Source organism: Roseivivax jejudonensis (assembly GCF_900172265.1).
In the GTDB taxonomy this organism is placed as follows: Bacteria; Pseudomonadota; Alphaproteobacteria; order Rhodobacterales; family Rhodobacteraceae; genus Roseivivax; species Roseivivax jejudonensis.
The window spans coordinates 1-20,547 of record NZ_FWFK01000004.1; the positions used below are offsets into that span (position 1 = coordinate 1).

Here is a 20,547-nt window from a genome sequence, read left to right on the forward strand (position 1 = left end):
GCCACTTGTAAAACGTCGGCTCGCTCACGCCGTGCTTCCGACAGAGCTCCGCCGCGCTCAGCCCGGCCTGGTGCTCCTTCAGGATGCCAATGATCTGTTCTTCGCTGAACCTGCTGCGCTTCATCGTTCATCTCCTCTGTCGAGGAACAGACTAACCTCAGAGTGGGGAGGTTTCAGGGGAGCAGGTCAGTCGGTTTCTTCAAAGGTCGCGAATGCCGCGAGGGGGTCGAGTTAATTCACTCTCGAGCCTCGCACGTTATACCGCCTTTTCCCTCGGTTTTCGCACCTCTTCCTCCGATGGCGTGCTTGATGCGGCAATCATTCAGCTGAACAGCATCCACAACATCACGATGGACATGCCCATCATGGCAAGGTTCTCGGTCAGGCTGACGAAGCCGAGCGGCACGTTGGAGCCGCTCCCCACGCAGGCGCATTTCAGCTTGCGCTTGTCGATGTAGACCGCCTTGAAGACGCTCCAGGCGCCAATGGTCGAGATGATCAGCGCCGCCGGTGCGGCGAGCCAAGTCAGCAGCATGCCCGTCATCAGGACGCCCGCTCCAGTCTCGACCCAAGGATAGACGTAGCCGTAGGGCACCCAGCGGCGCGCCATCACATCGTAGTTGAGAAACATGGTGCTGAAGCTCTCGATATCGCGCAGCTTCTGCATGCCGAGCAGGATCATCGAGATCGAGATGAACCAGCCCAGGGTCTGCCACGTGATCGCGCCCAGAAATCCGACCGAAAGCGCGAGCGCCGTTGCCGCAGCGACCGCGAAGAGGTAGATGACCGGCCTGTAGGTCGTCGCCTTCGCATCCCAGTCGGTCAGACGTTCGCGCAGGTCGGTGTAGCCGCCTACGCGCTCGCCCTCGATCCAGATCTGAGGCGTCGTCTTGACCGAATGGGCTTCCATGAAGGCGTCCACCTCTGAACGATCGCGGAAGAGGCGGTCGTCAATCTCGTAGCCCTTGGACCGCAGGAGCCAGCGCGCCTTCTGCCCGGACGGGCAGAGATGGTCCGGCAACGCCATGCGATAGAGCACGGCCGTCTTGCCGGTCGCGGCGGCGGCGGGGTCGGTCGAGACTTCGGAGACGTCGCGGGTGTCGGCAAGGATGTCCTTGGGCATAGAGTTCTCTTTCGTGTCGGTGCTCGATGTGGGGCGTCTCGGGGGCCGCAGTGCAGTCGCGCCATTGTGTAACTTTCACATACCCCCATAGGGTATATAAACAACCCGGTGCCGGAAACGGTTCCGTTTCCACGCTCGACATTCGCACCGACAGGCCGTCTAAGGAGACCCATGCACGAGAACCGCGACGCCACGCTCAAGCGCCTCAAGCGACTGGAGGGCCAAGTCCGGGGGATCGCCCGGATGGTCGAGGAGGACCGCTATTGTGTTGACGTGCTCACGCAGATCGCCGCCGTGCGTGCGGCGCTTAAAGGCGTCGAGAAGCTCGTGATCGACGACCACGCGGCGCACTGCATCGAGGACGCGCTCGCCTCTGGCGACCGCGCGGACCAGCGGGCCAAGTTCACCGAGCTATTGGCGCTTCTCGACAAGGCGCGGAGCTAACCCGCCTTTCGCCAGGGGCGTGCGACCAGAAGCCACGCGCCCAGAACGACATCCACGCCGAGACAGAACGGCCCCCACCAGCGCGGGGCTGGGCCGTTGGGCACCGCGTGAACCGCAATGTCGAACAGTCCGTGCCCGATCATGGCGATCGCCACGAGCATCAGCCCGAACCGGTGCCCAATCACCGCGGCGGCGAGAAAGGCGAGCGCAATGGCGCCATGCAGCGCGATCTCGCGGCCGGTCCCGTTCTCGACGGCGAATACCGGGTAGAAGAGCGCGATGGCCGACAGGAGGATCGGTCCGGTGGCGCGGTCGCGATCCATGCCGGTGATGCGCAGAAGGCCGATGGTGGCAGCTCCGAAGAGCAGACCGGCGAGAAGCGGCGCCAGCATCGGTCAGCCGGCCCCGAACCGCCGTTTCAGGGGCGACATGCGGCGGCGGCCCGGAGTCTCGGCGGGGCATGTCATGTCGCCATGCACGGGCATCACAGGTTGACCGGCGGCGTCGTGACCGTGGTGATCGCGGCCGTTGCGACGAGGATCGCCGCGACGGCGGCGCCTTCGAGCGCGATGGACCGGCGCAGGGCCGATGCGGCGCCCGGCTCGGCGGTTTCGAGCGCGGGCACGAGCCGCCATTTGTTCAGGGCGGCGAGACCGAGGAGGCCCGTAACCATGGCCACCTTGACGATCAGACCCCAGCCGTAGGCGGTGCCAAAGAGCTCGGGCAGCGAGCCCGCGAGGAGCCAAGCGAGACCGATGCCCGCGAGGGCGAGCACGGCGACGAAGGCCGATGCGACGCGCCCGAAGCGGTGCAGCAGCGGCACACCGCCCGGATCACGGGCCGCGCGGCTGAGCGGCGCCAGCGCCCCGACCCAGAGGGCCGCCGCAAGCAGGTGCAGGACCAGCAGACCGGCGAGGGCCGCGCGCGGTTCGCCGAGGCTGTGCCCGACCTGCGCGTAGGAGCCCGCCACCGCCACGGCACCGCCGAGCGCGATCCAGAGCCATGCACCGGGCAGCAGGACGGCAAGGATCGCCGCCTCGCCCAGCCCCCGCCAGAGCGCGGCGGCGCCGAGCGGGCTCTGCCAGACGAAGCTCAGCATGGTGGGGTCGGTCGCGCCGTCCCACCCCATGCCGGAGACGCGCGCCGCGCGGATGCCGAAGCGCGCCGCCAGAACGGCGAGCCCGACGAGCGCGGCGCCCGCCGCGATCCGCCGCGCAAGACGCAGCACCTCCGGTTCGGCGAGGCGCGAGAAGACGGCTGAGAAGAGCACGCCCCCCATCGCCAGGAGCGCGGCGGCATAGCCGGCGGCCTTTACGGCGATGGCGAGCACCGTCAGTGCGTCGATGGGGGCGAGGCCGCTCACTCCGATACGGTGAATTCAAAACCGCCCTGCATCGGATGTCCGTCCGCGGCCATGCCGCGCCAGTCGAGCCGGTAGCTGCCGGGTGCCAGGGGCTCCACGGGCGCGGCGCGGAACTCGGTGGCAGGCTCCATGCCGGTCTCGCGCTCGAGTCTCACCTCGTCGCCGTCCGAGGTCAGCGCCACCGAAACGATCCGCATCGGGTCGTCGAAGCGCAGCGTCAGCTCCGCCACCTCGGCGACGGTTGCGCCATCGGCCGGGATCGTCGCTTCCGATTTCGAATGGGCCGAGGCAGCGGTGCCGAGAACGGCCAGCAGCAGGGCGAGTGTCGTGGTTCGGGTCATTGATATCCTCCGGAAACGCGGTCTTGGCCGCGTCTATTCGTTGATGGTGTCATGATGGGCCCGCACCTCGGCGGGCCAGGTCGATTTGATGTAGGAGAGCACGGCTACGATCTCATCGTCCGTCAGCAAGCCGTCGAAGGCCGGCATGCCCGAGGACGGCGGGTCTTCCATGAGCCCCGCGAGACCGTGCTTGGTCAGCGTGAAGAGCGTCGCGTCGTCGTGGTGCCAGGTGTGCCCCGAGGCATCGTGCGGCGGTGCGGGCCGCAGACCGTCCGGCCCCGGCGCGCGCCAGTCCGGCTGACCCTCCAGCGCGGCCCCGTGACAGGAGGCGCATTCGGCGGCGTAGATATCCGCCCCGGCCGCGACGATGGCCGCGTCGTCCGGCGCGAGGCGCACCTCTCCCGCCCCGGCGGGACGGAAGAGGACCGTCACCGCTACGGCGCCGGCCACGACCATAGCGCCGGCCAGGAGGGCCCAATGGCGCCACATGTCAGCCCGCGAACGGCTGTGCCGTCCCGGCGCGGTAATATACCTGCCCCGCGCCCGCAGCGCCGCCGAAGGCGATCACGTCGAAGCGCGCCGACGGATCGTCGCCCATGCCGGGCGAGCCCATCGGCATGCCCGGCACGGCGAGGCCGGCAATATCGGGGCGGTCTCGCAGCACCGCCTCCAGCGCCTCGAACGGCACATGTCCTTCGAACACATAGCCCTCGGCCTCGACCGTATGGCAGGAGGCCAGCCCCTGCGGCACGCCGAGCGCCGCCTTCTCAGCCTCGGGGTCGGTCAGTTCGCTGACGGTCACCGAAAAACCGCGCGCACGGGCGAGGTCCGCCCAGGCGTGGCAGCACCCGCAGGACGGTGCGGTGTGAACGTGCATCGCGGTCGCCGCCCGCGCGGGCAAGGCCGCGATGGAGAGCGAGGCGGCGGCGAAAGCGAGAAAGTCGCGTCGATTGGTCATGGAACGGGTCCTTTTGCGTGAGGTCTGAGTGGATCGCCCCGGCGGAGCGGTGGTCAGACCTTCGGAGGGCCGGTCGGTGGCGCCGTGTCGCGCCCACGAAGGACCAGAGGCGCACAATGGATCGACCGGCCCGCAAGCGAACCGCTCGAAGCGACAAGCACTGCGGCGGAGAACGTCGCATCCAGAAGACACGTGCCGCCCGACGCGCCGCCGAGGACATCGCAGCACTCGGCGAGGTCCGATAGCGCTTCAATCGCGTCGGTATGGCTCGCCGTCGCGATGGGATGGTGCGCGGCAGTCGGCGCCCAATGTTCGGATGCATGTAATGCCGAGGCGGCAGCAATTCCCGTCAACACGGCGGCGAGCAGCAAGGACATGATCAAACGGGCCATGCCGGAATACCTACAAGGGGTATCCGGGTCGCGCAACCGCCCCTCAGTGAGCGTGCGGCGATCCGCCCGTGGCGATTGCCAGATGATGCGCGCGATGATGATCCTGGCTCGCCATAAGGCCGAAGAAACCGAGCGCGTGAATGCGCTCGACCGTCGCCGCATCATCGGAGGTCACCGTCAGGATGGCGCCATCCTCCGTCGCCTCGCCTTGCGCGGTCCAGGAGGTGTCTGCCGAGAGCTGCTTGGCGTGTGCGGGCACCATGCGCCCGAGGGCGGCGGCGGTCGCTGCATCGCCCCTCGCGACGGCCTGCAGGCCGTTCGGCAGCCGTGTTACCTGCACTTCGGCACGGGTGGCGAGCAGGTCCATGTCCACAAGGTGCTCCCGCAGGGCACTCAGATCGACCGAAGACCAATCGGTCGCGGGATCGACCTCAAGCAGCGCCACCACTTCTGTAAGCGCGGCGAACGCGCCCTGTCCGGGCTCGGAGAGCGTCGTCTCAGCGTCCGCGGCGTGGCCCTGTCCCATCGCGTGGTCATGCTGTGCCAAGACAGGGGTGGATAGCACGATCAGGAGGATCGGTGCGGAATGGAAAACGGGCATGGTGCGGCCTTTGCTGTCGCTGCGGTCTGCCGAGAATTGCATGAACCGGGTAGCGAGGACATGATCACGATCATGCCAAATGTCTGGACCTCCGCTTTCGCCGAGGCCCCGGAGCGCGCGCTGTCGGCAGGGGCGGCGCTGTTCCGCCGGGGCGATCCGGTGCGTCATCTCTATCTGGTGCGCGCGGGGTGCGTTGCCCTGCGCCGCGCTTTGGCCGATGGCGGTTCGCTAACTCTCAACGTGGCGCGCGAAGGCGACGTTGTCGCACCAGCCTCGCTCTGGTCCGACGTCACGCATTGCGACGCGATCGTTGAAACCGAGGTGCGCCTTGCGACGCTGACCGCGCAGGCCGCGCGCGACTGGCTCGGCGCATCGCCCGCCACGGCAGCGCTTGCAGAGACGGCCCGCGAAGTTCATGCCCTTCGCGCCCGCGTGGAAGTGCTGCGCCTGCGCAGACTTGCGGATCGGCTCGACGCCTATTTGGACCTCTACAGACCGCCCGAGTCAGGTGGTTGGGTTCACGTCGCAGACTGGATTGGAGTCACGCCCGCCGCGCTCTACCGCGAACTCGGACAGCGGCGTGATACGAAGTGACCCATTCCGATAAGAACCCATGGCTCGATATTCATGCATTCGGAGCCAAAGGAGATGGTGCCTTCTTCATGAAGGCCCTCTCTCCAACCGACGGAACGGGACGCAGCGTGAGATCGAGCGCCGTCCTGGCCTCGTTCGGAGCCGCCCCCCGGGCCGTGGAGGTGATGACACCTCTATCCTGGCGACCGAACGCGCTCGATCACCGGCGCACTTGCCCGAAGACATGCCTGCACTCATATGCGGCGAGCTTTTCGGCGGATGCTGCGGCGGCTCAATACTTACAGAGGGATACCGAATGATCATCTCCTTGCGCCGCAAAGCACAGATGTAAGCGGTGGCATTCGTCCTGGCACTTTGCACCATGCCCACCCTGGCGCAAGCGACCGCGACTCATGGTGAGAGTCACGACGGTATAGCCGGACATCAAGCCGGGACGGCGTATTCGGACGCAATGGATCCAATGATGCAGGCGATGCACGCGCGAAAGAAACGCTGTCGCCCCTCGAGTTCGAGCGGCAGCAGAAACTGAGGCACGAGGGCGCCTTAGAAACGCGGGGCTATTCAGCGTGAACTCCAGTCCTGACGGCCCGGATCTCTAGTGTTGGCATGAGCTTGCGCGCTCAGTGTGCGCGCTGTGACACGGCCGTGATCCGCGAGATGGGCGCACCCGCCAGGTCTCCGTGTTTGCGAACTGTGTCCCGTGAGTCCGCACGGTAAATGCAGTAAGTGCCTTCGTCGGTGAGATAGGAGTGATCCCACTCGATGGCGTCGCCCAGTTCGGCAATCGCCGCGTTGGATCCCGCTGAGATGGCGCGCCACCGTTCCATTCCGAATGTGCCGACACCCGGGATCGGTCTCTCGATCACGAAGACGTCGTGGCCCTCCCGCACCGCATCGCGGGCTGGCGCACCGCCGCCGATCACGGGCGAGTTGACGAACATGACCCTGGAGACCTTTTCCGGTTCGATCGCGGCGGCCGCAAGGAACTGCGACAGCATCCCTGCGTCCTCGGCGGTGAATACGGCATAGGAGTCAGGTCCGGCAGACAGCGTTTCGTCCAGCGTCACGCCGTGACTGGACATGAGGCCCTCGGGAGGCGCAGCGAGTTCGGCGTCGAGTTCCACCACGAACTGATCAGCGAATACGGGCGGAGCGACCAAGAGCGCGACGCACCAGGCGAGAGACGTGTTCATGGGTCCGTTCCTCCCTTGAAGATACAACTCAGAGTAGCGGAGGATCGTGCAAATACTTATGCTGATACTGGATAACACCTGTCAGGAAAGTCGACAGATTGGATAGACTGGCCGCGATCCGGACGTTCATCGCAATCGTCGAGTGCGGCTCGCAGACCGAAGCGGCGCGGCGGCTCGGCAAATCGCAGCCAGCGGTGGTGCGAAGTCTCGGCGAATTGGAAAAGTCGCTGAACGTGCAACTTCTGACCCGAACGACCCGACGCTCCGCCCTGACGCCGGAGGGAGAGCAGTTTTTTCACGATTGCAAAAGGATGCTGGCTGATCTGGATGCGGCAGAAGCACGGGTCCGAGACGGTCTCGCCGCCACGTCCGGACAGGTGCGCGTGACGGCACCTGTAGAGTTCGGAAACCGGGTGCTGGCACCGGCGCTGGCCGGACTGATGGACGAGTTCGCGGGTCTGCGGCTAAAGGTCGACCTCACGGATCGCCCCCTGGATCTGGTGGCGGGGGGATACGACGTTGCTGTCCGGATCGGCGACCTGGAGGACAGCGGGTTGATCGCACGCCGCATCGGATCGATGTCTTCTTTCGTCTGTGCTGCGCCGGCGCTCATCGACCGGGTTGGACGACCGACCACGGCCACCGAATTCGGGTCGCTGCCATGTATCGGCATCGACATCGCGAAACGAAGGTTCGGGCTGGTCTGGAGGTTCCGTGACCTTGGGGGCCATCCGTTCACCGTCCGCCCGAACGTCGTGTTCGTGAGCGATAGCGTGGCGCTTGCCCGCAGGATGTGCCGCGAATGCGTCGGTTTCGGGGCGTTCTACGGCTACCAGGTGGTGGACGATCTGCGCGCCGGGTCTTTGGTGCCGGTGCTTCCGGACCCGGATTACCCGGTGCGTGCCATCAACCTGCTTTGGCCACCTCGCCGTCCGATGCCGAAACGGATGCGGGCGGTCCTGCGGCATATCGAAGAAGGCATCCGACGGGAGCTGAACGAGATCCGGGGCTACGGCATCGAAACCGCCGACTGACTTGGCTCTGGAGACGCACGCTCAAGATTAAAGAGAGCAACAAAGTTGGCACCGTTCGCTCGCGTCAGGCCAAGGACTTGATAAACTTCTAACATATCGAGATGGCGAAGAACTGATCTCTCGGGCTACCTGCCCAAATGATTTCGCAAAGCGTAATCGTCATTCTTTTGACTCCGTGGGTGTCGCGTCGGCGGCGCAGTCCACCCAAAAAGAAAACGTAGTGCTATCCCGCCACTACTGCTCTCTGATCTGGCGGAGACCAAGCGTTCACCCTCTGTGATGGCGGAACCGATCGCGATAGGCGGACGGCGTCGTGCCGCTATGGCGCTTGAACACGCTGCGGAAGAAGGCGACGTCCTCGTATCCGACCGCCCGCCCGACCTGCTCGATCGACGGCGCGCCGTCCTCGAGCATCTTTCTCGCGGCGGCGACTCGCAGCATCTGCTGGTAGACCCCCGGCATATGGCCGGTGGCCTCATGAAATCGGCGCACGAAATTGCGGCGGCTCATGCCCAACAGATCCACTATCTCTTCTACAGGGAGATCCCGGGCGAAGTGACTGCTAAGGTGATGTTCGGCCTTGCGGACCTTGTCATCGTCGTGCGGTCGCGCCAGGGGCAGCAGGGCATAGCCGGACTGGCTGGGTCGCGGCATGTCGAGAAGCAGTGCCTTGGAGCACTCGATCGCGAGGTCGCGGCCGCAGAGGCGCTCGACGAGGTGCAGGCTCAGATCGCTGGCGGCGTTGACCCCACCGCTGCAGTAGAGGCCGGCATCTTCGGTGATGAGCAGATCGGTCTCCCAGGCGACATCGGGATAACGTCGCTTGAACCCGTCAGCGACGCCCCAATGCGTCGTGGCTCTGCGGCCATCGAGTAGACCTGCTTCCGCCAGGAACGCGACACCCGAACAGACCCCGGCGATCCGCGTGCCGTTTCGATACCGCTCCGCCAGCCAGGGCGGGATCGCGGCGTGCCGCGCCATCCAGTCGTCCGGCACCGGACCCGAGGCCGAGACCATGGCCAGGTCGAGCGGCCCGAGATCCGCAATCGCGCGGTCGGGCGCGATGTTCAATCCGTAGGCGCTTCGCACTGGCGCGCCGTCGATAGACGCCGTGGTGACGCGGAACCGCGGCTCTGGAGCATCGCCGCGCATCTCGTTCCACATCGTTCCCGCAGCCGAGAAGACCTCGATCGGGCCGACGGCCGTCGACGCATAGCCTTCGTTGACGAGAACGACCGCGACGTCCAGCTTGTCGCTTCCCTCCGTCATGCTGGTCATACTGCCAGTCCGACACGCGGATTTCACCTGCGGCACGCGCGTTTGGCACGATGCCCCCTGCTTTCCGTCAGTATCACCCGGTGCCGTTTCGCCCGATCGGGGCTCACTCTTTGGCCATGAACAAGAGCGAAAGGAGTGCAACGATGGACCTCTACATCATCCGCCGTCACGGCATCTGGTCGAACGAAGACGAACTCGCAGCCACCAACGAGAAGTCACTTCAGGTCGGCGAGGAGATGAAGGACCGGCTCCGCTGGATCCGCAGCTATGCGGTGACCGAGGAAGATGGTCGTATCGGGTCGGTCTGCATCTACGAGGCCAGCGATCGCGAGGCCATCCGAGAACATGGCCGGCGCATCGGCGCCCCCAGCGAGGATATTCGCTTGGCCCGAGGCACCGCCATAAAGCGGGATGATCCCGAGCCAGTGACGGCTATGTGACACCGCTCTCATTGCGTGTCTCCGCGAGGGGACGCGCACCTTGTTTTCACAGGACATCTCCACGCCGGGCGTAGAGCAGCAACACCTGGGACGAGCGGCTTAATCTTGCTGCCACTCGCTTTTGCCAGGGGCGCAATCAAAACAGCCGCCATTTACTGCACACTGCCGTGTAAGACCGCATCGGTGAAGCCGCGCTGTGGCCACGAGACGTTCATGAGCGGCGGCAAAAGGTCGATTACGTGTCTGTCGAACTTTTTAGCCAAGCTGCGGAAATGTGACGGATCCTCGGGTCGCATCGCTCGCCGGTCAACGCTCGCTGCGGAACGGTATCTTGAGACCATCAATTGACCGCCGCTCAAGCGTGACATCTGCGTTTCGACTACATAAAATGGGGGTAGATAAGGACGGATTGAAAATCCTCGTGTCGGTGGTTCGATTCCGCCCCCGGGCACCATCAAGATAGCGCAACGAACTGTACTGCACCGCTAGAGCGGCGAGCGACGTTTTTCGGCCGCCACTCCAGCCGCCCGCTGCGTGTGGCGGCGCGACGGAGCCCGGCACTCAGGCGTGGCCATTCGGTGCATGTGATCGCCGTGGATCGCGACGATGCGTGTGGGCGTGTCGAGCGAGCTGGCTTGGGGCGGCCACAGCTCCGGCAGGAGATCCGGCATCGCACCAACGGCGTCCAGAGGCTCTGGGCGGCCGTCGACCCCTTTACATGCAACCCGGATCTCCCTGTTTGAAAGATTAGCGATGGCCCGGCCTGTATCAATTGGGCGACGTTCCGTTCCGCTTCGTGTGCGCGCGAGTGTGCGGTTTTGGCCATTTCGGCGCGTTTTGCGACGACGCGCAATCCGGTGCGCGAAACTCGATGACGTCGTATCGTCTGCCGGATCCCGTCATCATGTTTTCGACGCTTGAGCGATTGCCTTGCACAATCTGCAACCGCTTCGGGGTCGCGGTGCCGAAGCCAATGGATGACGTCTCCGCCTGTCAGATATTTGGGGCGAAAGCTCCCTGTCGGGTCGGAATTCCAGCGATGCTCGAGCTGTCGTATTTCATCTAAACGCCCTGAATACTCACCCCCCTCTATCACGCTGGTCTTGCAAATTTTTTTCCGTCCGGCCGGCACCATTGCACCGACACCGAAGTCGCAATAGACGTCCACGACGACACCGCGCTCGGCAGCGGCGATGCACAATCGCGAGGGCTCGAAGTCGGCGCCCCCAAAGGATCCTGTGGGATACGCACACATGTCCTGCGCGGGACGTCGATATAGCCCGAACCATCCGGTGTGGGTGCCGATCGGCGCGATCGCCATTTGCAAAGAACCTTGGAGCTTCGCGATTGGCCCTCTGTCAGACCGGCGGACAGCGGATCGCGACGGCCTGTCGCGGGCACGAGGAGGCGTCACTGCGCGTCGCAGGAAAGAAACCGAGCGCAGGCTGACCGCCTGCGCTCGGAGTTTTTCGGTCCGCTCAAGGGGTAGAGCCGAACACGAAGGGTGAGTTCTGGTTAACAATAAGTTGACGCTACGGAAACCAAAAATATGCGCGACCGGAAGTTTCTTGTCGGACTGCCTTGTAGATGAGGAGACCGGAACGGCACTCGGCGGGCAGGCCATGACATTTTGCCGCGATCAGCGCCGCGACCACGAACTCGCGGCCGAGGGTGGCGACAGTGCCGCGTCAAAGATTCCTCAGTCCACGAACACGCCGTCCAGCACGTGCCAACGCAGACACCGGCGCAATCGGTGCCGCTTTGCGAGACCGCCGCGAGATACCTGCAGTTCTGCGCGGAGGAGTGTGGTACGCTGATCGTGTTGGATGATGTCGTCAGCCGCGATCCCGATCTCGGCCCGGCACCGTGAGCGGCGGCGCGTCGATGACCCGCACGCCCTCTAGAGACTGCGCGTATCCCAAACGCTTTTCGGGAGAGAGCATTGCTGCAGTTCGACGCCGAGACCGCCGGCCGGCTGGAGCTTGCCTATTCCGGCGCCGACATCACGTACCGCCGCCGCGCCTCGTTTGACGCAGTGGCGCCCCGCCCGGGCCAGCATGTGGTCGATATCGGCTGCGGAAACGGCATGCTCACGGCCGAGCTTGCCCGCGCGGTCGGAACTTCGGGCCGCGTCACCGGCATCGACCCCTCTGCCGACATGCGGGCGCTGGCCGAAAGACGCTGTGCGGATTTCACGTGGGTCACTCTGAGTGAAGGGCGGGCCGACGCACTTCCGCTGCCCGACTGCATCGCCGACACCGCCGTCTCGGTCCAGGTCTTCGAGTATATCGACGACGTTCCCGGCGCCCTGGCCGAGGCGCGGCGCATCCTTCGTCCCGGCGGGCGACTGGTCATTGCCGATATGCATTTCGGCACGTTTGCCTGGTTTTCCGAAAACGGTGCCCGCATGCAGCGCGTCATCGACGCCTGGGACCATCACTTCGTCCATCGCGCGCTGCCGGAGCGGCTACCGGCGTTGATGACCGATGCGGGATTCGACGTCGAACGCGTCGTTCCCGTGACCATCACCGACACCGACCTGAAGCCTGACGGCCTCGCCAACATGATGCTGATCCTGATGGCAGACTTCGCTGCCCGAGGCGGCCACGTGTCCGCAGCGGAGGCGCGCGCATGGGCCGCCGAACAGCACACTCTGGCCGACGCGGGCCGCTTCTTCTTTACGTTTACTCAATTCGTGACGACGGCGCGCCGACCGTGAGGACAGAGCGCTTTGCAAAAAAGCCGTCCGACTGAGCCGCTTGGCTCGCATCACGATGGCTCAGACACCGGAGGCGAAAGAGACGATCCATATCGTGGATCTGTCCGCCACGTGGCGCCCGCACTTGTGCAGCGCGGTCTGATCTCAAGCTGTGGCAACCGCGATCACGGCGACCGCCAGGAAGCCGATTGCTACTATTGCTAGCATTCTTCCATAGGACATCCCGTGGAGGTAGTGCTTGACGTTTGACTGACAAACCTACCGTCAAGGCCGACGCATCGAACGTCCAACAGGGAGATAACCATGTCCGCCAGCAGCGCTGCCGCGGGAGCCAATGACGAAACCGGTGACAGCGATGCTGGTGCTCGAGATGATGAAGAGAGCAGTGACGCCTTCTGGGTCCAGCTCGAGCTCTACGTGCGGCAACATGCCGGCCAATCGACGCACGAAGCCGCTGACGCTCTCAGACGCGTTGCCGCGAAGCTGGAAGCCGGCGAAACGGTTGGCGAAATAAAGAGCCGCGGCGGCGACGAAATCGGCTGGTTTCAGGCCGAAAAAGATACCTAGCCGTATCGGGCCTTTTCTTTAGGTCGCCACGAGCCGTTTGCGGTGACTCGTGCGCTCGGGCCGCGGGGCCTTTTCGGCTATACCGGATCTCTCCGAAGTGCGGGGACAATAGCCGCGACGTTTCCGTTTCTGGCATTGCCATCAAGGACCCGATCCGCTCATCGGGCCTGCGAAAGGCCCCTCGAGGAGGTCGCTCGGGGGAGCAACGCTCGGTCCGCCCGATGCAACCGCATCGGGCCGCCATCACCGAGCCCATTCAGCCGTGTCTGCCCGCAACCATCGCCGCGCCCACACCCTCTCCGCCCATTGCGCCTTCAGCGTCTTGGTGGTTCGGACGGGGCGCCATAAACTGCGCGCATGGGCCATGTCACCTCGCTCTTCGCGCGCAAGATGGTCGCCGCGGCGGGCGACGGCATCGACGCGTCGGCGATGCTCGCATCGGTCGGGATCGATCCGACCGCGCCGTGGGATCCCGGAACGATGATCCCGGCCGACAGCTACTATGACATGCTGGAACGTATGGCCGACCAGATCGACGTGACCGACATTCCGGTGCGGACCGGCGCCTCCATGCGGCTCGACGAGTACGGCGCGCTCGGGCTGGCTTTCAAGGCGGCGCCGACACTCGGCGCGTCCTACGCGCGGGTGGAGCGCTATGCCCGGCTCTGGACGAGCGTGGTGGAGTACGAGCTGCGTCCGGCCGAGGGCGGAACGCTCTTCATCCTGCATCGCGCCGGGGTCCGGCGGCTCGGCCTCAGGCTGTCGAACGAGGCGACATTGGCGAGCGCGGTCGCGATCGCCCGTCAGGTCAGCCCGGACCCGGTCGCACCGACAGAGGTGTTGATCCGGCACGCCGCGCCGCGCCCGGACATGGCGCACGAGGACTGGTTCGGCTGCCCCGTGCGGTTCGGCGCGGATCTCGACGCGATCCTGTTCGCGCCCGAGACGCTCGCGCGGGCCAACATCCTCGGCGACGAGGGGATATCGCGGTACCTCGGTTCGCAGCTCGACGCGGACCTGTCGCGCCTGTCCGACGACCCGCCGGTCGTCGGACAGGCGCGGGCGGCCATCGCGCAAGCACTCAGCGAAGGCGCGCCGCGGATGGACGCGATCGCCCGCGGCCTCGGGCTCAGCGCGCGGTCGTTCCATCGGCGCCTGACGGACCACGGGCTGACCTTTCAGGCCTTGACCGAGGACACGCGACGCGACCTGGCCGAAGGGTTGCTGGGCGAGGCGCGTCATTCGCTGGCCGAGATCGCGTTCCTCACCGGCTTTTCGGAACAGAGCGCCTTCACCCGCGCCTTCAAGCGCTGGACCGGCACGACGCCCGCGGCCTACCGCAAGGCGCTTGCCGGCCGCTGACGGCCGCGCTGGCGGTTTCGGTCAAACCGCTGGCCGGGCCGGTCAATACCGAGGCCCCTCCCCCCGGCTATGCCGTGAGGACCGACACCAAAGCCAAGGGAGAAACCTCATGCAAGACCGACCGATCCTCGTCATCGGCGCCACCGGCAAGACCGGGCGCCGCGTCGCCGACCGTCTGCAGGCGGCCGGCGTATCCGTCCGCCGTGGGGCGCGGCACTCCGACACGCCCTTCGACTGGGACGCGCCCGAAACCTGGGCCCCGGCCCTGCGCGGCGCCCGCGCCGCCTATGTCACCTATTTCCCGGATCTCGCCTTTCCCGGCGCGGTCGAAAAGCTCGAGTCGCTCTGCGAGACGGCCAGGGACGTCGAGATCGAGCATCTCGTCCTGCTGTCCGGCCGCGGCGAACACCACGCGCGCATGGGCGAAGAGGTGGTGCGCGCCTCCGGTATCGATTTCACCCTCGTGCGGTCCGCTTGGTTCGCGCAGAACTTCTCGGAAGGATATCTTCGCGATCCCCTGCTGTCCGGCGTCCTGCCGATGCCCGGTGGCGATATCGCGGAGCCGATCATCGACATCGAGGATATCGCGGACGTGGCCGTCGCGGCACTGACCGAGGAGGACCACAGGGGACAGCTCTACGAGGTGACGGGCCCGCGGCCGATGACCTTCGCGGACATGGCCGCGGCCCTGTCGCAGGCGATGGGACGCGAGATCCGGCATGTCCCGATCAGCTTCGAGGATTTCCACGAGGCGATTGCCCGATCGGGCGGCGACTTCGTCGCGGACGTGTTCACCGCGATCGCACGCGAGACGCTGGACGGCCGCAACGCCCACACCAGCGACGGCGTGCAACGGGCGCTCGGACGTCCGCCGCGGGACTTCGCGGATTTCGCTCTCGCCGCAGCGCGTTCCGGTGCGTGGACAGACGCCGCCTGACGCTCTGCTTGCGCGCGGCGACGCCGCGAATGCCCCCTAGCGGGCACAACCCCCCGGCGACGCGGCGTCTTTCGCCCCGCCGCCGGATTTCTATCTGTGCACGCCTGCCAACGGCGAGCTGTCCAGACCCGCCCCGCAACCTCTCAGGCGGCCGCGGACGTGACCGCCGCGCCGGCACTCTGCTCCGACCAGGTGCCCCGGTGGTACCGGCGGCCGACCCGGCCGGCCTCGTCCATCGCCACGAGCGTCAGCCACCCCCCGTCAAAGAGGGCGCGGACAGCCGGCTGACGCTCCAGCACGCGCCAGATCATGTCCTCCGGCGCCTCCACGGCAACGACCAGGCGCGCCGGAACGTGCCGGAGGGTGTCGCCATCGTGCACCGATTGACGCGGCAGCCCCGCCCGGAGCGGCCCGCCATTGCCCTCGAGCACGCCGATGCCGCCGACGACGTTGTGCAGGAGCTTGTTGCCCGCGCCGAACATGTCCGGCGCGACCGCCGAGCCGTGGTACTGCAGCGCGATCCAGCTCGCGACGACCACGGGGGCACTCAGGATCAGCTCGAGCGTCTCGGCCTGCGTATCCTGCCGCCAATCGTAGTCATGCAGGAACACGCGACCGCCCAGATCGCGGCCGGCCGTCCGCGAACGGGGCGCCGCGATAAAGCCGTGACAGCCCGCGAGCCCCCATTCGGGCCGCAGTTCAGACCAGTCGCGCCCGCGCTGCGCCAGCGTTCCGGCCGATCCGCGCGGCAGTGCCTGCGCGCGTTCGGTCCGTGTCATCTGTCCGGCCGATGCCAGCGCCTGCCCCAGCCGGTCGAGCGCCGCTCGGTGGCTCGACGGAACCGCGTCAACGAACAGCGTCACATCATCGGAGACGGTGTCATGCAGACCCGCGACAAAGCGCGTGCCGTCCGGGATCGTGATTCCGCGAAGGCCGAGCCCCGCCCGGACATCCGCATCGTTCAGGAGCGCCGCCAGCACGCGGGCGTTGACGTCGCCGGCAAAGCCGCCGCAGGCGCCGCACTGAAGCGCGCTTGCATGCGGCGCGTTGGCGACCGTGGCGCCATGGCCGCAGATCAGGACGAGCGGCGCAAAGCCGTCGGTCAGGGACATCGCGCGCAAGACGCGCTCGGCCGCCGCGATCCGCTCGGCGCGCGGCAGGTCGAGCACGGGCGCGGGGTCCTGCGCCGAGGCTCCGACCACACCGAGCCCTTCGCGCAGGAGCTTCCCGACATACAGCGGCCCCGCGGCCTCGACGAAGGCGAAGGCCGACACCGCCGCACGCTTGAACCGTCCCCAGGCGCGCACGGTCCGCAGCCGGACCCGCTCGCGCATGTCGTCCGCGTCGCCGGTGCCCGCCTGCGTGTCGAGCGCGGGCGACAGCAGGATCGGCGCGCGTGCCTCTGCAATGTCCGACGCATGCTGCCGATGCCGGACCGGGAGCCCGAAAAAGCCCGCGAAGCCGATCGTCCCGATCCCGGCATCCGCGGCCTCGAGCGCGCGCCGCAGGCGTTCGGATCGCACGTCGATGCAGAACGCCGCCTGGATCGCCGGCCGTTGCGCCGGCCCGGCCTCGACCTTCTCCTCGGCCAGCGTATCGGCAAGGCGCCGCTCCACGCTCCGATCCACGGCCTCTTGCAGGGCAGCATCGCGCGCCAGATCCGGATCGATCTCGACCGGCCGCGCGTAATCGGCCTTTGCCGCGTCCCACGCCGCCTTGCACGCCGCGGAGCCCGAACCGAGCAGCGCAGCCTCCCACGCGAGGCGCACGGTCAACAGCTCGAAGAGGGTTGTGTCCCGTCCACCGTCGCGCTCGGCGATCCAGCCGAGATGCCGCGCGTACTGCGCCCACCCCGAGAGAGTGACGAGAAGGCGGTGGAAATAGAGCGGCGCAGCCGCGGACGTCAGATCGAGCGCGTTGCACGCCTCCGCAAAGGCGGTGCGCGCGTCGACCGGCATCGCCGCGATGCGCGCCGCGAACCCGGTGAGACCGGCGATGCCCGGCGTCAGGTCACGGCTGGCATACGCCCGCCACGAAGCCCAGGCGCCGGCGTCGGGCGCCGGCCAGAACGCCTGTCCCCGGTCGAATTGCGCGCCGGCCCAATGGCCGATGCGGTCATCGACGAAGGCCGGCCAGTCGATGCCATCCTCCCGCTGCGCGAGGTCGGCAACGGTCGGAAGCGGTTGCTGCGGCCCGGCCGCGTGCCGCGCGGCGCGGATCAGCTCACCTTCGTCGATCCCGTGGGCCGCCGCCGCATCCGACACATCGTCCGGTGTCACCGTGCCCGCCTCGATCATCTCGGCCATGTCCTCGCGCGGCAGGAACAGCCGGCCGGCGCCGACGCGGGCCATGCGCGCGGCCGCGATCGTGCGATCCTCGTCCGACTGTCCGAGCCAGGGATTGACCGCCACGGTCGCATCGAGCGGGAAGGCCGGCGGGATCTGCCGCATCGCGTCTTCGGCGGCCGCGAAGAGTTCGAGTGTCTGGCCGGGCCATGTCATGTGCGCGTTCATTGGGTCGCTCCGGTCTTGGGGGTCCAGCGACCGGCGAACCGGTCCGAAACCGCGTTGAGGTAGAGGCCGTTCATCAGGTGCACGCGCAGTCCCGCCGCGGCCGGGTGCCCGGCCCAGAGCGGGAACGTCGTTTGCGCCACGGCGGCGACGGCGAAGCTCGCGAGCGCGAGGACGATCGTCGCCCAGATCAGACCGTCGGGTGGGGGTGGCGCCGGCAGCGTGCCGGCGGCCGCCCAGGTCGCGGCCTGCTGGAGGGCGAAATACGCGACGGTCGCGGCCACGGAGATCGCCACCGTGCGCCAGGCGAGCGCGCGCGGCGCGAGATCCGCAAGCCCCTGCGCGATCAGGTAGACGATTCCGAAAATCAGGATCGCGCCCAGCGCGACCGTCTGCGGCGGCTTCGTCAGGATCCCGAAAGCCAGCCCGACGACGACGTAGAGCCCGAGCGCGAGGCCAAAGGCCCGCGCCACCGCGCCGAGCTTCGGCACCGCGACAGGGCCGGGCCGGCGGATCGACAGTACGTCCGCCACGGCCCCGCCGGAGGCGAGGAAGGCGTGCGCCTTGTAAAGCGAATGCGCCACGATGTGCAGCAGCGCCAGCGGGAAGAGCGCGAGCCCGCACTGCAGCACCATGAACCCCATCTGGGCGCAGGTGGACCAGGCCAGCGCCGTTTTGACCGCTGGCTGGGTCAGCGCGACTGCCGCCGCGACGAGCGCGCTGAACCCGCCGACGAGAGCGAGAAGCGCCAGCACGCCGGGCGTCGCGACAAGCACGTCGGCAAAGCGTATCAGGAGGAACCCGCCGGCGTTCACGACGCCGGCATGCAGCAGCGCGGACACCGGCGTCGGGGCCTCCATCACCTCGGTCAGCCAGCCGTGAGTCGGCACGAGCGCCGACTTGAAGACCGCCGCCAGCGCGAGCAGGAGCGCCGCCAGCCACAGCAGCCCGGGCCCCTCTCCTCGCTCGGCCGCCGCGTTGATCGCCGCAATATCGGAGGTGCCGAACCCGGTGATCAGGATGCCGGTCGCGATCAGCAGCGCTGCGCTCGCGACGAGCCCGCTCAACGCCTTCTTGCGGGCGGCGCGGCGCGCGCGCGGCCGCTCGGGGTAGAACAGCAGCAGGCGATGCAGTGTGAACCCGGTCGCGACCCAGCCAAAGGCGAGTTGCACCACGTTGCCCGCGCCGACGAGCAGCAGCACGCACGCGATCGTCGCGGCCATCCATGCCATGAAGGCCGGCTGTTGCGCCTCGCCATCCAGCGCCACGCGCGAGAACCTCAGGACGATCCAACCGACGAAGGCCACCGTCAGCGTCATCGCGACGCTCACGATGTCGATGCGCGCTGACAGCCCGACCGAGAACACACCGAGAAGCGCGCTCGTCGAAGGGCCGGACAGCGCGAGGTCGATCGTGGCGAGCGCCCCGATCGCCAGCGCGACGAGCGCCGCCGCCTCGGGCAGCCGCAGGTGCCAGGACGCGCGGGCGGGCGGCGACAGGACCATCGCGAGGGCCGAAGCGGCCAGCACGATCGGGGCAAGCAGGAGCAGGACACTCATCGAAGACCTCCGGTTCTGGATCTCCGGTCGATGTAGCGACAGGCTCAAATCAGGAAAAATACATTGTCTCGAACCAAACGTTCCATTTAATAGAACGACATGCGTCTCAACTATCATCACCTCAGGTATTTCCAGGAGGTCGCCCGCGAGGGAAATCTGACGCGCGCGGCAGCGCGGTTGAACCTGTCACAATCGGCGCTGTCGACGCAGATCCGCACGCTGGAAGAACGTCTCGGCCACGCGCTGTTCGAACGCACCGGTCGGGCCATGACGCTGACCGAGGCGGGACGGATCGCCCTCGATCACGCGCAGCGGATCTTCGACGTGGGCGACGATCTGGTCGCCACCCTGACGGCGAGCGGCGCGGCGAGCGCGCCGTTGCGGGTGGGCGCGCTCTCGACCCTTTCCCGCAACTTCCAGCTGCGTTTCCTGCGGCCCGCTCTCGGCTCCGGCGGCGAGCTTGTCCTGTCGTCCGGAAACAGCCAGTCCCTTCTGCGCGCCCTCGAGGACCTCGCCCTCGACGTGGTGCTGCTCACCGATCCGCCGCCGCGCGACGCCTTTCCCGATCTCGTGGCGCACCGGCTCGCCGAACAGCCGGTCGGGCTGCACGGCACGGCCCGACGGCTCGCGCATGACAGCCTTGCGGATCTGCTTTCCGCAGAGCCGGTGATCCTGCCGACCGAGAGTTCGATCCGTACGGGCTTCGACAGTCTCGTGGCGCGGCTGGGCGTCACGCCGCGGATCGCGGCCACGGTCGACGACATGGCGATGGTTCGCCTCCTGGCGCGGGACGACGTGGGCCTTGCGATCACGCCGGCCGTGGTCCTCGCGGACGAACTGGCGCAGGGGCTGCTGGCGACCGCGCCGTTCCCGCTCGACATCGTCGAGAGCTTCTACGCCGTCACGGCCCCCCGGACCTTTCCGCATCCCGTGCTGGGACAGCTTCTCGATCTTTCGATCGACGCGCAGGACGGGTGAGCGGCCCCGGCCTGCACCACGAAGGCAGTGCTTCGCGCCTGACCCGCGGGCCCATCGGCACGTCCGCCGGCCCGCGCACGGGTCGCTGCGGTTCGCGGCAATGCCCCGCCCGACCAGCGACCCGAGAGGTACAAGACCACCTCCGAAGACGCGA

22 protein-coding genes are annotated in these 20,547 nt (G+C 67.0%); 9 read left to right on the top strand and 13 right to left on the bottom strand.

All coding sequences use genetic code 11. From position 1 onward, the window contains the following. Both ROJ8625_RS10830 and ROJ8625_RS10835 read right to left on the bottom strand, forming a co-directional pair. On the bottom strand, nt 1-124 hold a 124-nt coding region (locus ROJ8625_RS10830), incomplete at its 3' end, for a transposase (RefSeq protein WP_143535044.1). Nucleotides 125-322: 198 nt separating this feature from the next. Beyond that, the gene (locus tag ROJ8625_RS10835) at nt 323-1,123 is read right to left on the bottom strand and encodes a MauE/DoxX family redox-associated membrane protein (RefSeq protein WP_085791924.1); all 801 of its coding nucleotides are present in this window, start codon (nt 1,121-1,123) and stop codon (nt 323-325) included. A gap of 171 nt (nt 1,124-1,294) precedes the next feature. Here ROJ8625_RS10835 and ROJ8625_RS10840 point away from each other — a divergent pair, with 171 nt between their 5' ends. After that, on the top strand, nt 1,295-1,567 hold the full coding sequence (locus ROJ8625_RS10840) for a metal-sensitive transcriptional regulator (protein ID WP_085791925.1): 273 nt from the start codon (nt 1,295-1,297) through the stop codon (nt 1,565-1,567). Here ROJ8625_RS10840 and ROJ8625_RS10845 read toward each other — a convergent pair. From ROJ8625_RS10845 to ROJ8625_RS10870, 7 genes are all read right to left on the bottom strand, one after another. Continuing rightward, the gene (locus ROJ8625_RS10845) at nt 1,564-1,959 is read right to left on the bottom strand and encodes a hypothetical protein (RefSeq protein WP_085791926.1); all 396 of its coding nucleotides are present in this window, start codon (nt 1,957-1,959) and stop codon (nt 1,564-1,566) included. The two genes, ROJ8625_RS10840 and ROJ8625_RS10845, sit on opposite strands and share 4 nt — an antisense overlap. A 92-nt stretch (nt 1,960-2,051) precedes the next feature. Then, entirely contained in the window at nt 2,052-2,930 is an 879-nt protein-coding gene (locus ROJ8625_RS10850) for a CopD family protein (RefSeq protein WP_085791927.1), read from the bottom strand. Further along, nucleotides 2,927-3,271, bottom strand: a complete 345-nt coding sequence (locus ROJ8625_RS10855; protein WP_085791928.1) for a copper resistance CopC family protein — start codon at nt 3,269-3,271, stop codon at nt 2,927-2,929. The genes ROJ8625_RS10850 and ROJ8625_RS10855 overlap by 4 nt, the downstream gene beginning before the upstream one ends. A gap of 33 nt (nt 3,272-3,304) precedes the next feature. After that, nucleotides 3,305-3,727, bottom strand: coding sequence for a c-type cytochrome (locus tag ROJ8625_RS10860; RefSeq protein ID WP_234984263.1), 423 nt, complete (start codon nt 3,725-3,727; stop codon nt 3,305-3,307). Between the two features lie 34 nt (nt 3,728-3,761). Further along, the gene (locus ROJ8625_RS10865) at nt 3,762-4,229 is read right to left on the bottom strand and encodes a DUF411 domain-containing protein (RefSeq protein ID WP_085791930.1); all 468 of its coding nucleotides are present in this window, start codon (nt 4,227-4,229) and stop codon (nt 3,762-3,764) included. A gap of 53 nt (nt 4,230-4,282) precedes the next feature. Then, complete coding sequence (locus tag ROJ8625_RS20645; RefSeq protein WP_143535099.1) at nt 4,283-4,621, bottom strand: hypothetical protein; 339 nt, start codon at nt 4,619-4,621, stop codon at nt 4,283-4,285. A gap of 43 nt (nt 4,622-4,664) precedes the next feature. Continuing rightward, entirely contained in the window at nt 4,665-5,222 is a 558-nt protein-coding gene (locus tag ROJ8625_RS10870) for a hypothetical protein (protein ID WP_159456751.1), read from the bottom strand. 60 nt (nt 5,223-5,282) lie between these two features. Here ROJ8625_RS10870 and ROJ8625_RS10875 point away from each other — a divergent pair, with 60 nt between their 5' ends. After that, a complete protein-coding gene (locus tag ROJ8625_RS10875) occupies nt 5,283-5,816 on the top strand; it encodes a Crp/Fnr family transcriptional regulator (RefSeq protein ID WP_159456752.1) in 534 nt (177 codons plus the stop codon). 620 nt (nt 5,817-6,436) lie between these two features. On the opposite strand, the gene ROJ8625_RS10880 is transcribed toward ROJ8625_RS10875, so the two are convergent. After that, entirely contained in the window at nt 6,437-7,009 is a 573-nt protein-coding gene (locus ROJ8625_RS10880; protein WP_085791933.1) for a DUF4242 domain-containing protein, read from the bottom strand. A gap of 98 nt (nt 7,010-7,107) precedes the next feature. Here ROJ8625_RS10880 and ROJ8625_RS10885 point away from each other — a divergent pair, with 98 nt between their 5' ends. Next, on the top strand, nt 7,108-8,043 hold the full coding sequence (locus tag ROJ8625_RS10885; RefSeq protein ID WP_085791934.1) for a LysR family transcriptional regulator: 936 nt from the start codon (nt 7,108-7,110) through the stop codon (nt 8,041-8,043). Nucleotides 8,044-8,310: 267 nt separating this feature from the next. Here the strand turns inward: ROJ8625_RS10885 and ROJ8625_RS10890 are convergent, their stop codons facing one another. Then, complete coding sequence (locus tag ROJ8625_RS10890; protein WP_234984242.1) at nt 8,311-9,321, bottom strand: GlxA family transcriptional regulator; 1,011 nt, start codon at nt 9,319-9,321, stop codon at nt 8,311-8,313. 143 nt (nt 9,322-9,464) lie between these two features. Between ROJ8625_RS10890 and ROJ8625_RS10895 the strand changes: the two genes are divergently transcribed. The 5 genes from ROJ8625_RS10895 (at nt 9,465) to ROJ8625_RS10915 (ending at nt 15,346) form a co-directional block, all read left to right on the top strand. Next, on the top strand, nt 9,465-9,761 hold the full coding sequence (locus ROJ8625_RS10895; protein ID WP_085791935.1) for a nickel-binding protein: 297 nt from the start codon (nt 9,465-9,467) through the stop codon (nt 9,759-9,761). Between the two features lie 1,942 nt (nt 9,762-11,703). Next, the gene (locus ROJ8625_RS10900; RefSeq protein WP_085791936.1) at nt 11,704-12,480 is read left to right on the top strand and encodes a methyltransferase domain-containing protein; all 777 of its coding nucleotides are present in this window, start codon (nt 11,704-11,706) and stop codon (nt 12,478-12,480) included. Nucleotides 12,481-12,783: 303 nt separating this feature from the next. Further along, nucleotides 12,784-13,047, top strand: a complete 264-nt coding sequence (locus ROJ8625_RS10905) for a hypothetical protein (RefSeq protein WP_085791937.1) — start codon at nt 12,784-12,786, stop codon at nt 13,045-13,047. Between the two features lie 357 nt (nt 13,048-13,404). Then, nucleotides 13,405-14,409 (top strand): AraC family transcriptional regulator, encoded by a 1,005-nt coding sequence (locus ROJ8625_RS10910; RefSeq protein WP_085791938.1) that lies wholly within the window; start codon nt 13,405-13,407, stop codon nt 14,407-14,409. 109 nt (nt 14,410-14,518) lie between these two features. Beyond that, entirely contained in the window at nt 14,519-15,346 is an 828-nt protein-coding gene (locus tag ROJ8625_RS10915) for an NAD(P)H-binding protein (protein WP_085791939.1), read from the top strand. 143 nt (nt 15,347-15,489) lie between these two features. Here the strand turns inward: ROJ8625_RS10915 and ROJ8625_RS10920 are convergent, their stop codons facing one another. Together ROJ8625_RS10920 and ROJ8625_RS10925 are read right to left on the bottom strand one after the other, a co-directional pair. Beyond that, nucleotides 15,490-17,859 (bottom strand): YbcC family protein, encoded by a 2,370-nt coding sequence (locus ROJ8625_RS10920; protein WP_085791940.1) that lies wholly within the window; start codon nt 17,857-17,859, stop codon nt 15,490-15,492. Next, complete coding sequence (locus tag ROJ8625_RS10925; RefSeq protein WP_085791941.1) at nt 17,856-19,415, bottom strand: proton-conducting transporter transmembrane domain-containing protein; 1,560 nt, start codon at nt 19,413-19,415, stop codon at nt 17,856-17,858. Before ROJ8625_RS10925 ends, ROJ8625_RS10920 begins: the two co-directional genes overlap by 4 nt. Before the next feature lie 99 nt (nt 19,416-19,514). On the opposite strand from ROJ8625_RS10925, the gene ROJ8625_RS10930 reads away from it, so the two are divergent. After that, nucleotides 19,515-20,393, top strand: a complete 879-nt coding sequence (locus ROJ8625_RS10930; RefSeq protein ID WP_085791942.1) for a LysR family transcriptional regulator — start codon at nt 19,515-19,517, stop codon at nt 20,391-20,393. Nucleotides 20,394-20,547: the final 154 nt, after the last annotated feature.

Bases quoted from the DNA above. Each gene is read 5' to 3' on its own strand.
- ROJ8625_RS10835 (WP_085791924.1), bottom strand. From the start codon at position 1,123: ATGCCCAAGGACATCCTTGCCGACACCCGCGACGTCTCCGAAGTCTCG.
- ROJ8625_RS10840 (WP_085791925.1), top strand. From the start codon at position 1,295: ATGCACGAGAACCGCGACGCCACGCTCAAGCGCCTCAAGCGACTGGAG.
- ROJ8625_RS10845 (WP_085791926.1), bottom strand. From the start codon at position 1,959: ATGCTGGCGCCGCTTCTCGCCGGTCTGCTCTTCGGAGCTGCCACCATC.
- ROJ8625_RS10855 (WP_085791928.1), bottom strand. From the start codon at position 3,271: ATGACCCGAACCACGACACTCGCCCTGCTGCTGGCCGTTCTCGGCACC.
- ROJ8625_RS10860 (WP_234984263.1), bottom strand. From the start codon at position 3,727: ATGGTCGTGGCCGGCGCCGTAGCGGTGACGGTCCTCTTCCGTCCCGCC.
- ROJ8625_RS10865 (WP_085791930.1), bottom strand. From the start codon at position 4,229: ATGACCAATCGACGCGACTTTCTCGCTTTCGCCGCCGCCTCGCTCTCC.
- ROJ8625_RS20645 (WP_143535099.1), bottom strand. From the start codon at position 4,621: ATGGCCCGTTTGATCATGTCCTTGCTGCTCGCCGCCGTGTTGACGGGA.
- ROJ8625_RS10870 (WP_159456751.1), bottom strand. From the start codon at position 5,222: ATGCCCGTTTTCCATTCCGCACCGATCCTCCTGATCGTGCTATCCACC.
- ROJ8625_RS10875 (WP_159456752.1), top strand. From the start codon at position 5,283: ATGATCACGATCATGCCAAATGTCTGGACCTCCGCTTTCGCCGAGGCC.
- ROJ8625_RS10880 (WP_085791933.1), bottom strand. From the start codon at position 7,009: ATGAACACGTCTCTCGCCTGGTGCGTCGCGCTCTTGGTCGCTCCGCCC.
- ROJ8625_RS10890 (WP_234984242.1), bottom strand. From the start codon at position 9,321: ATGACCAGCATGACGGAGGGAAGCGACAAGCTGGACGTCGCGGTCGTT.
- ROJ8625_RS10895 (WP_085791935.1), top strand. From the start codon at position 9,465: ATGGACCTCTACATCATCCGCCGTCACGGCATCTGGTCGAACGAAGAC.
- ROJ8625_RS10905 (WP_085791937.1), top strand. From the start codon at position 12,784: ATGTCCGCCAGCAGCGCTGCCGCGGGAGCCAATGACGAAACCGGTGAC.
- ROJ8625_RS10910 (WP_085791938.1), top strand. From the start codon at position 13,405: ATGGGCCATGTCACCTCGCTCTTCGCGCGCAAGATGGTCGCCGCGGCG.
- ROJ8625_RS10915 (WP_085791939.1), top strand. From the start codon at position 14,519: ATGCAAGACCGACCGATCCTCGTCATCGGCGCCACCGGCAAGACCGGG.
- ROJ8625_RS10920 (WP_085791940.1), bottom strand. From the start codon at position 17,859: ATGAACGCGCACATGACATGGCCCGGCCAGACACTCGAACTCTTCGCG.
- ROJ8625_RS10925 (WP_085791941.1), bottom strand. From the start codon at position 19,415: ATGAGTGTCCTGCTCCTGCTTGCCCCGATCGTGCTGGCCGCTTCGGCC.
- ROJ8625_RS10930 (WP_085791942.1), top strand. From the start codon at position 19,515: ATGCGTCTCAACTATCATCACCTCAGGTATTTCCAGGAGGTCGCCCGC.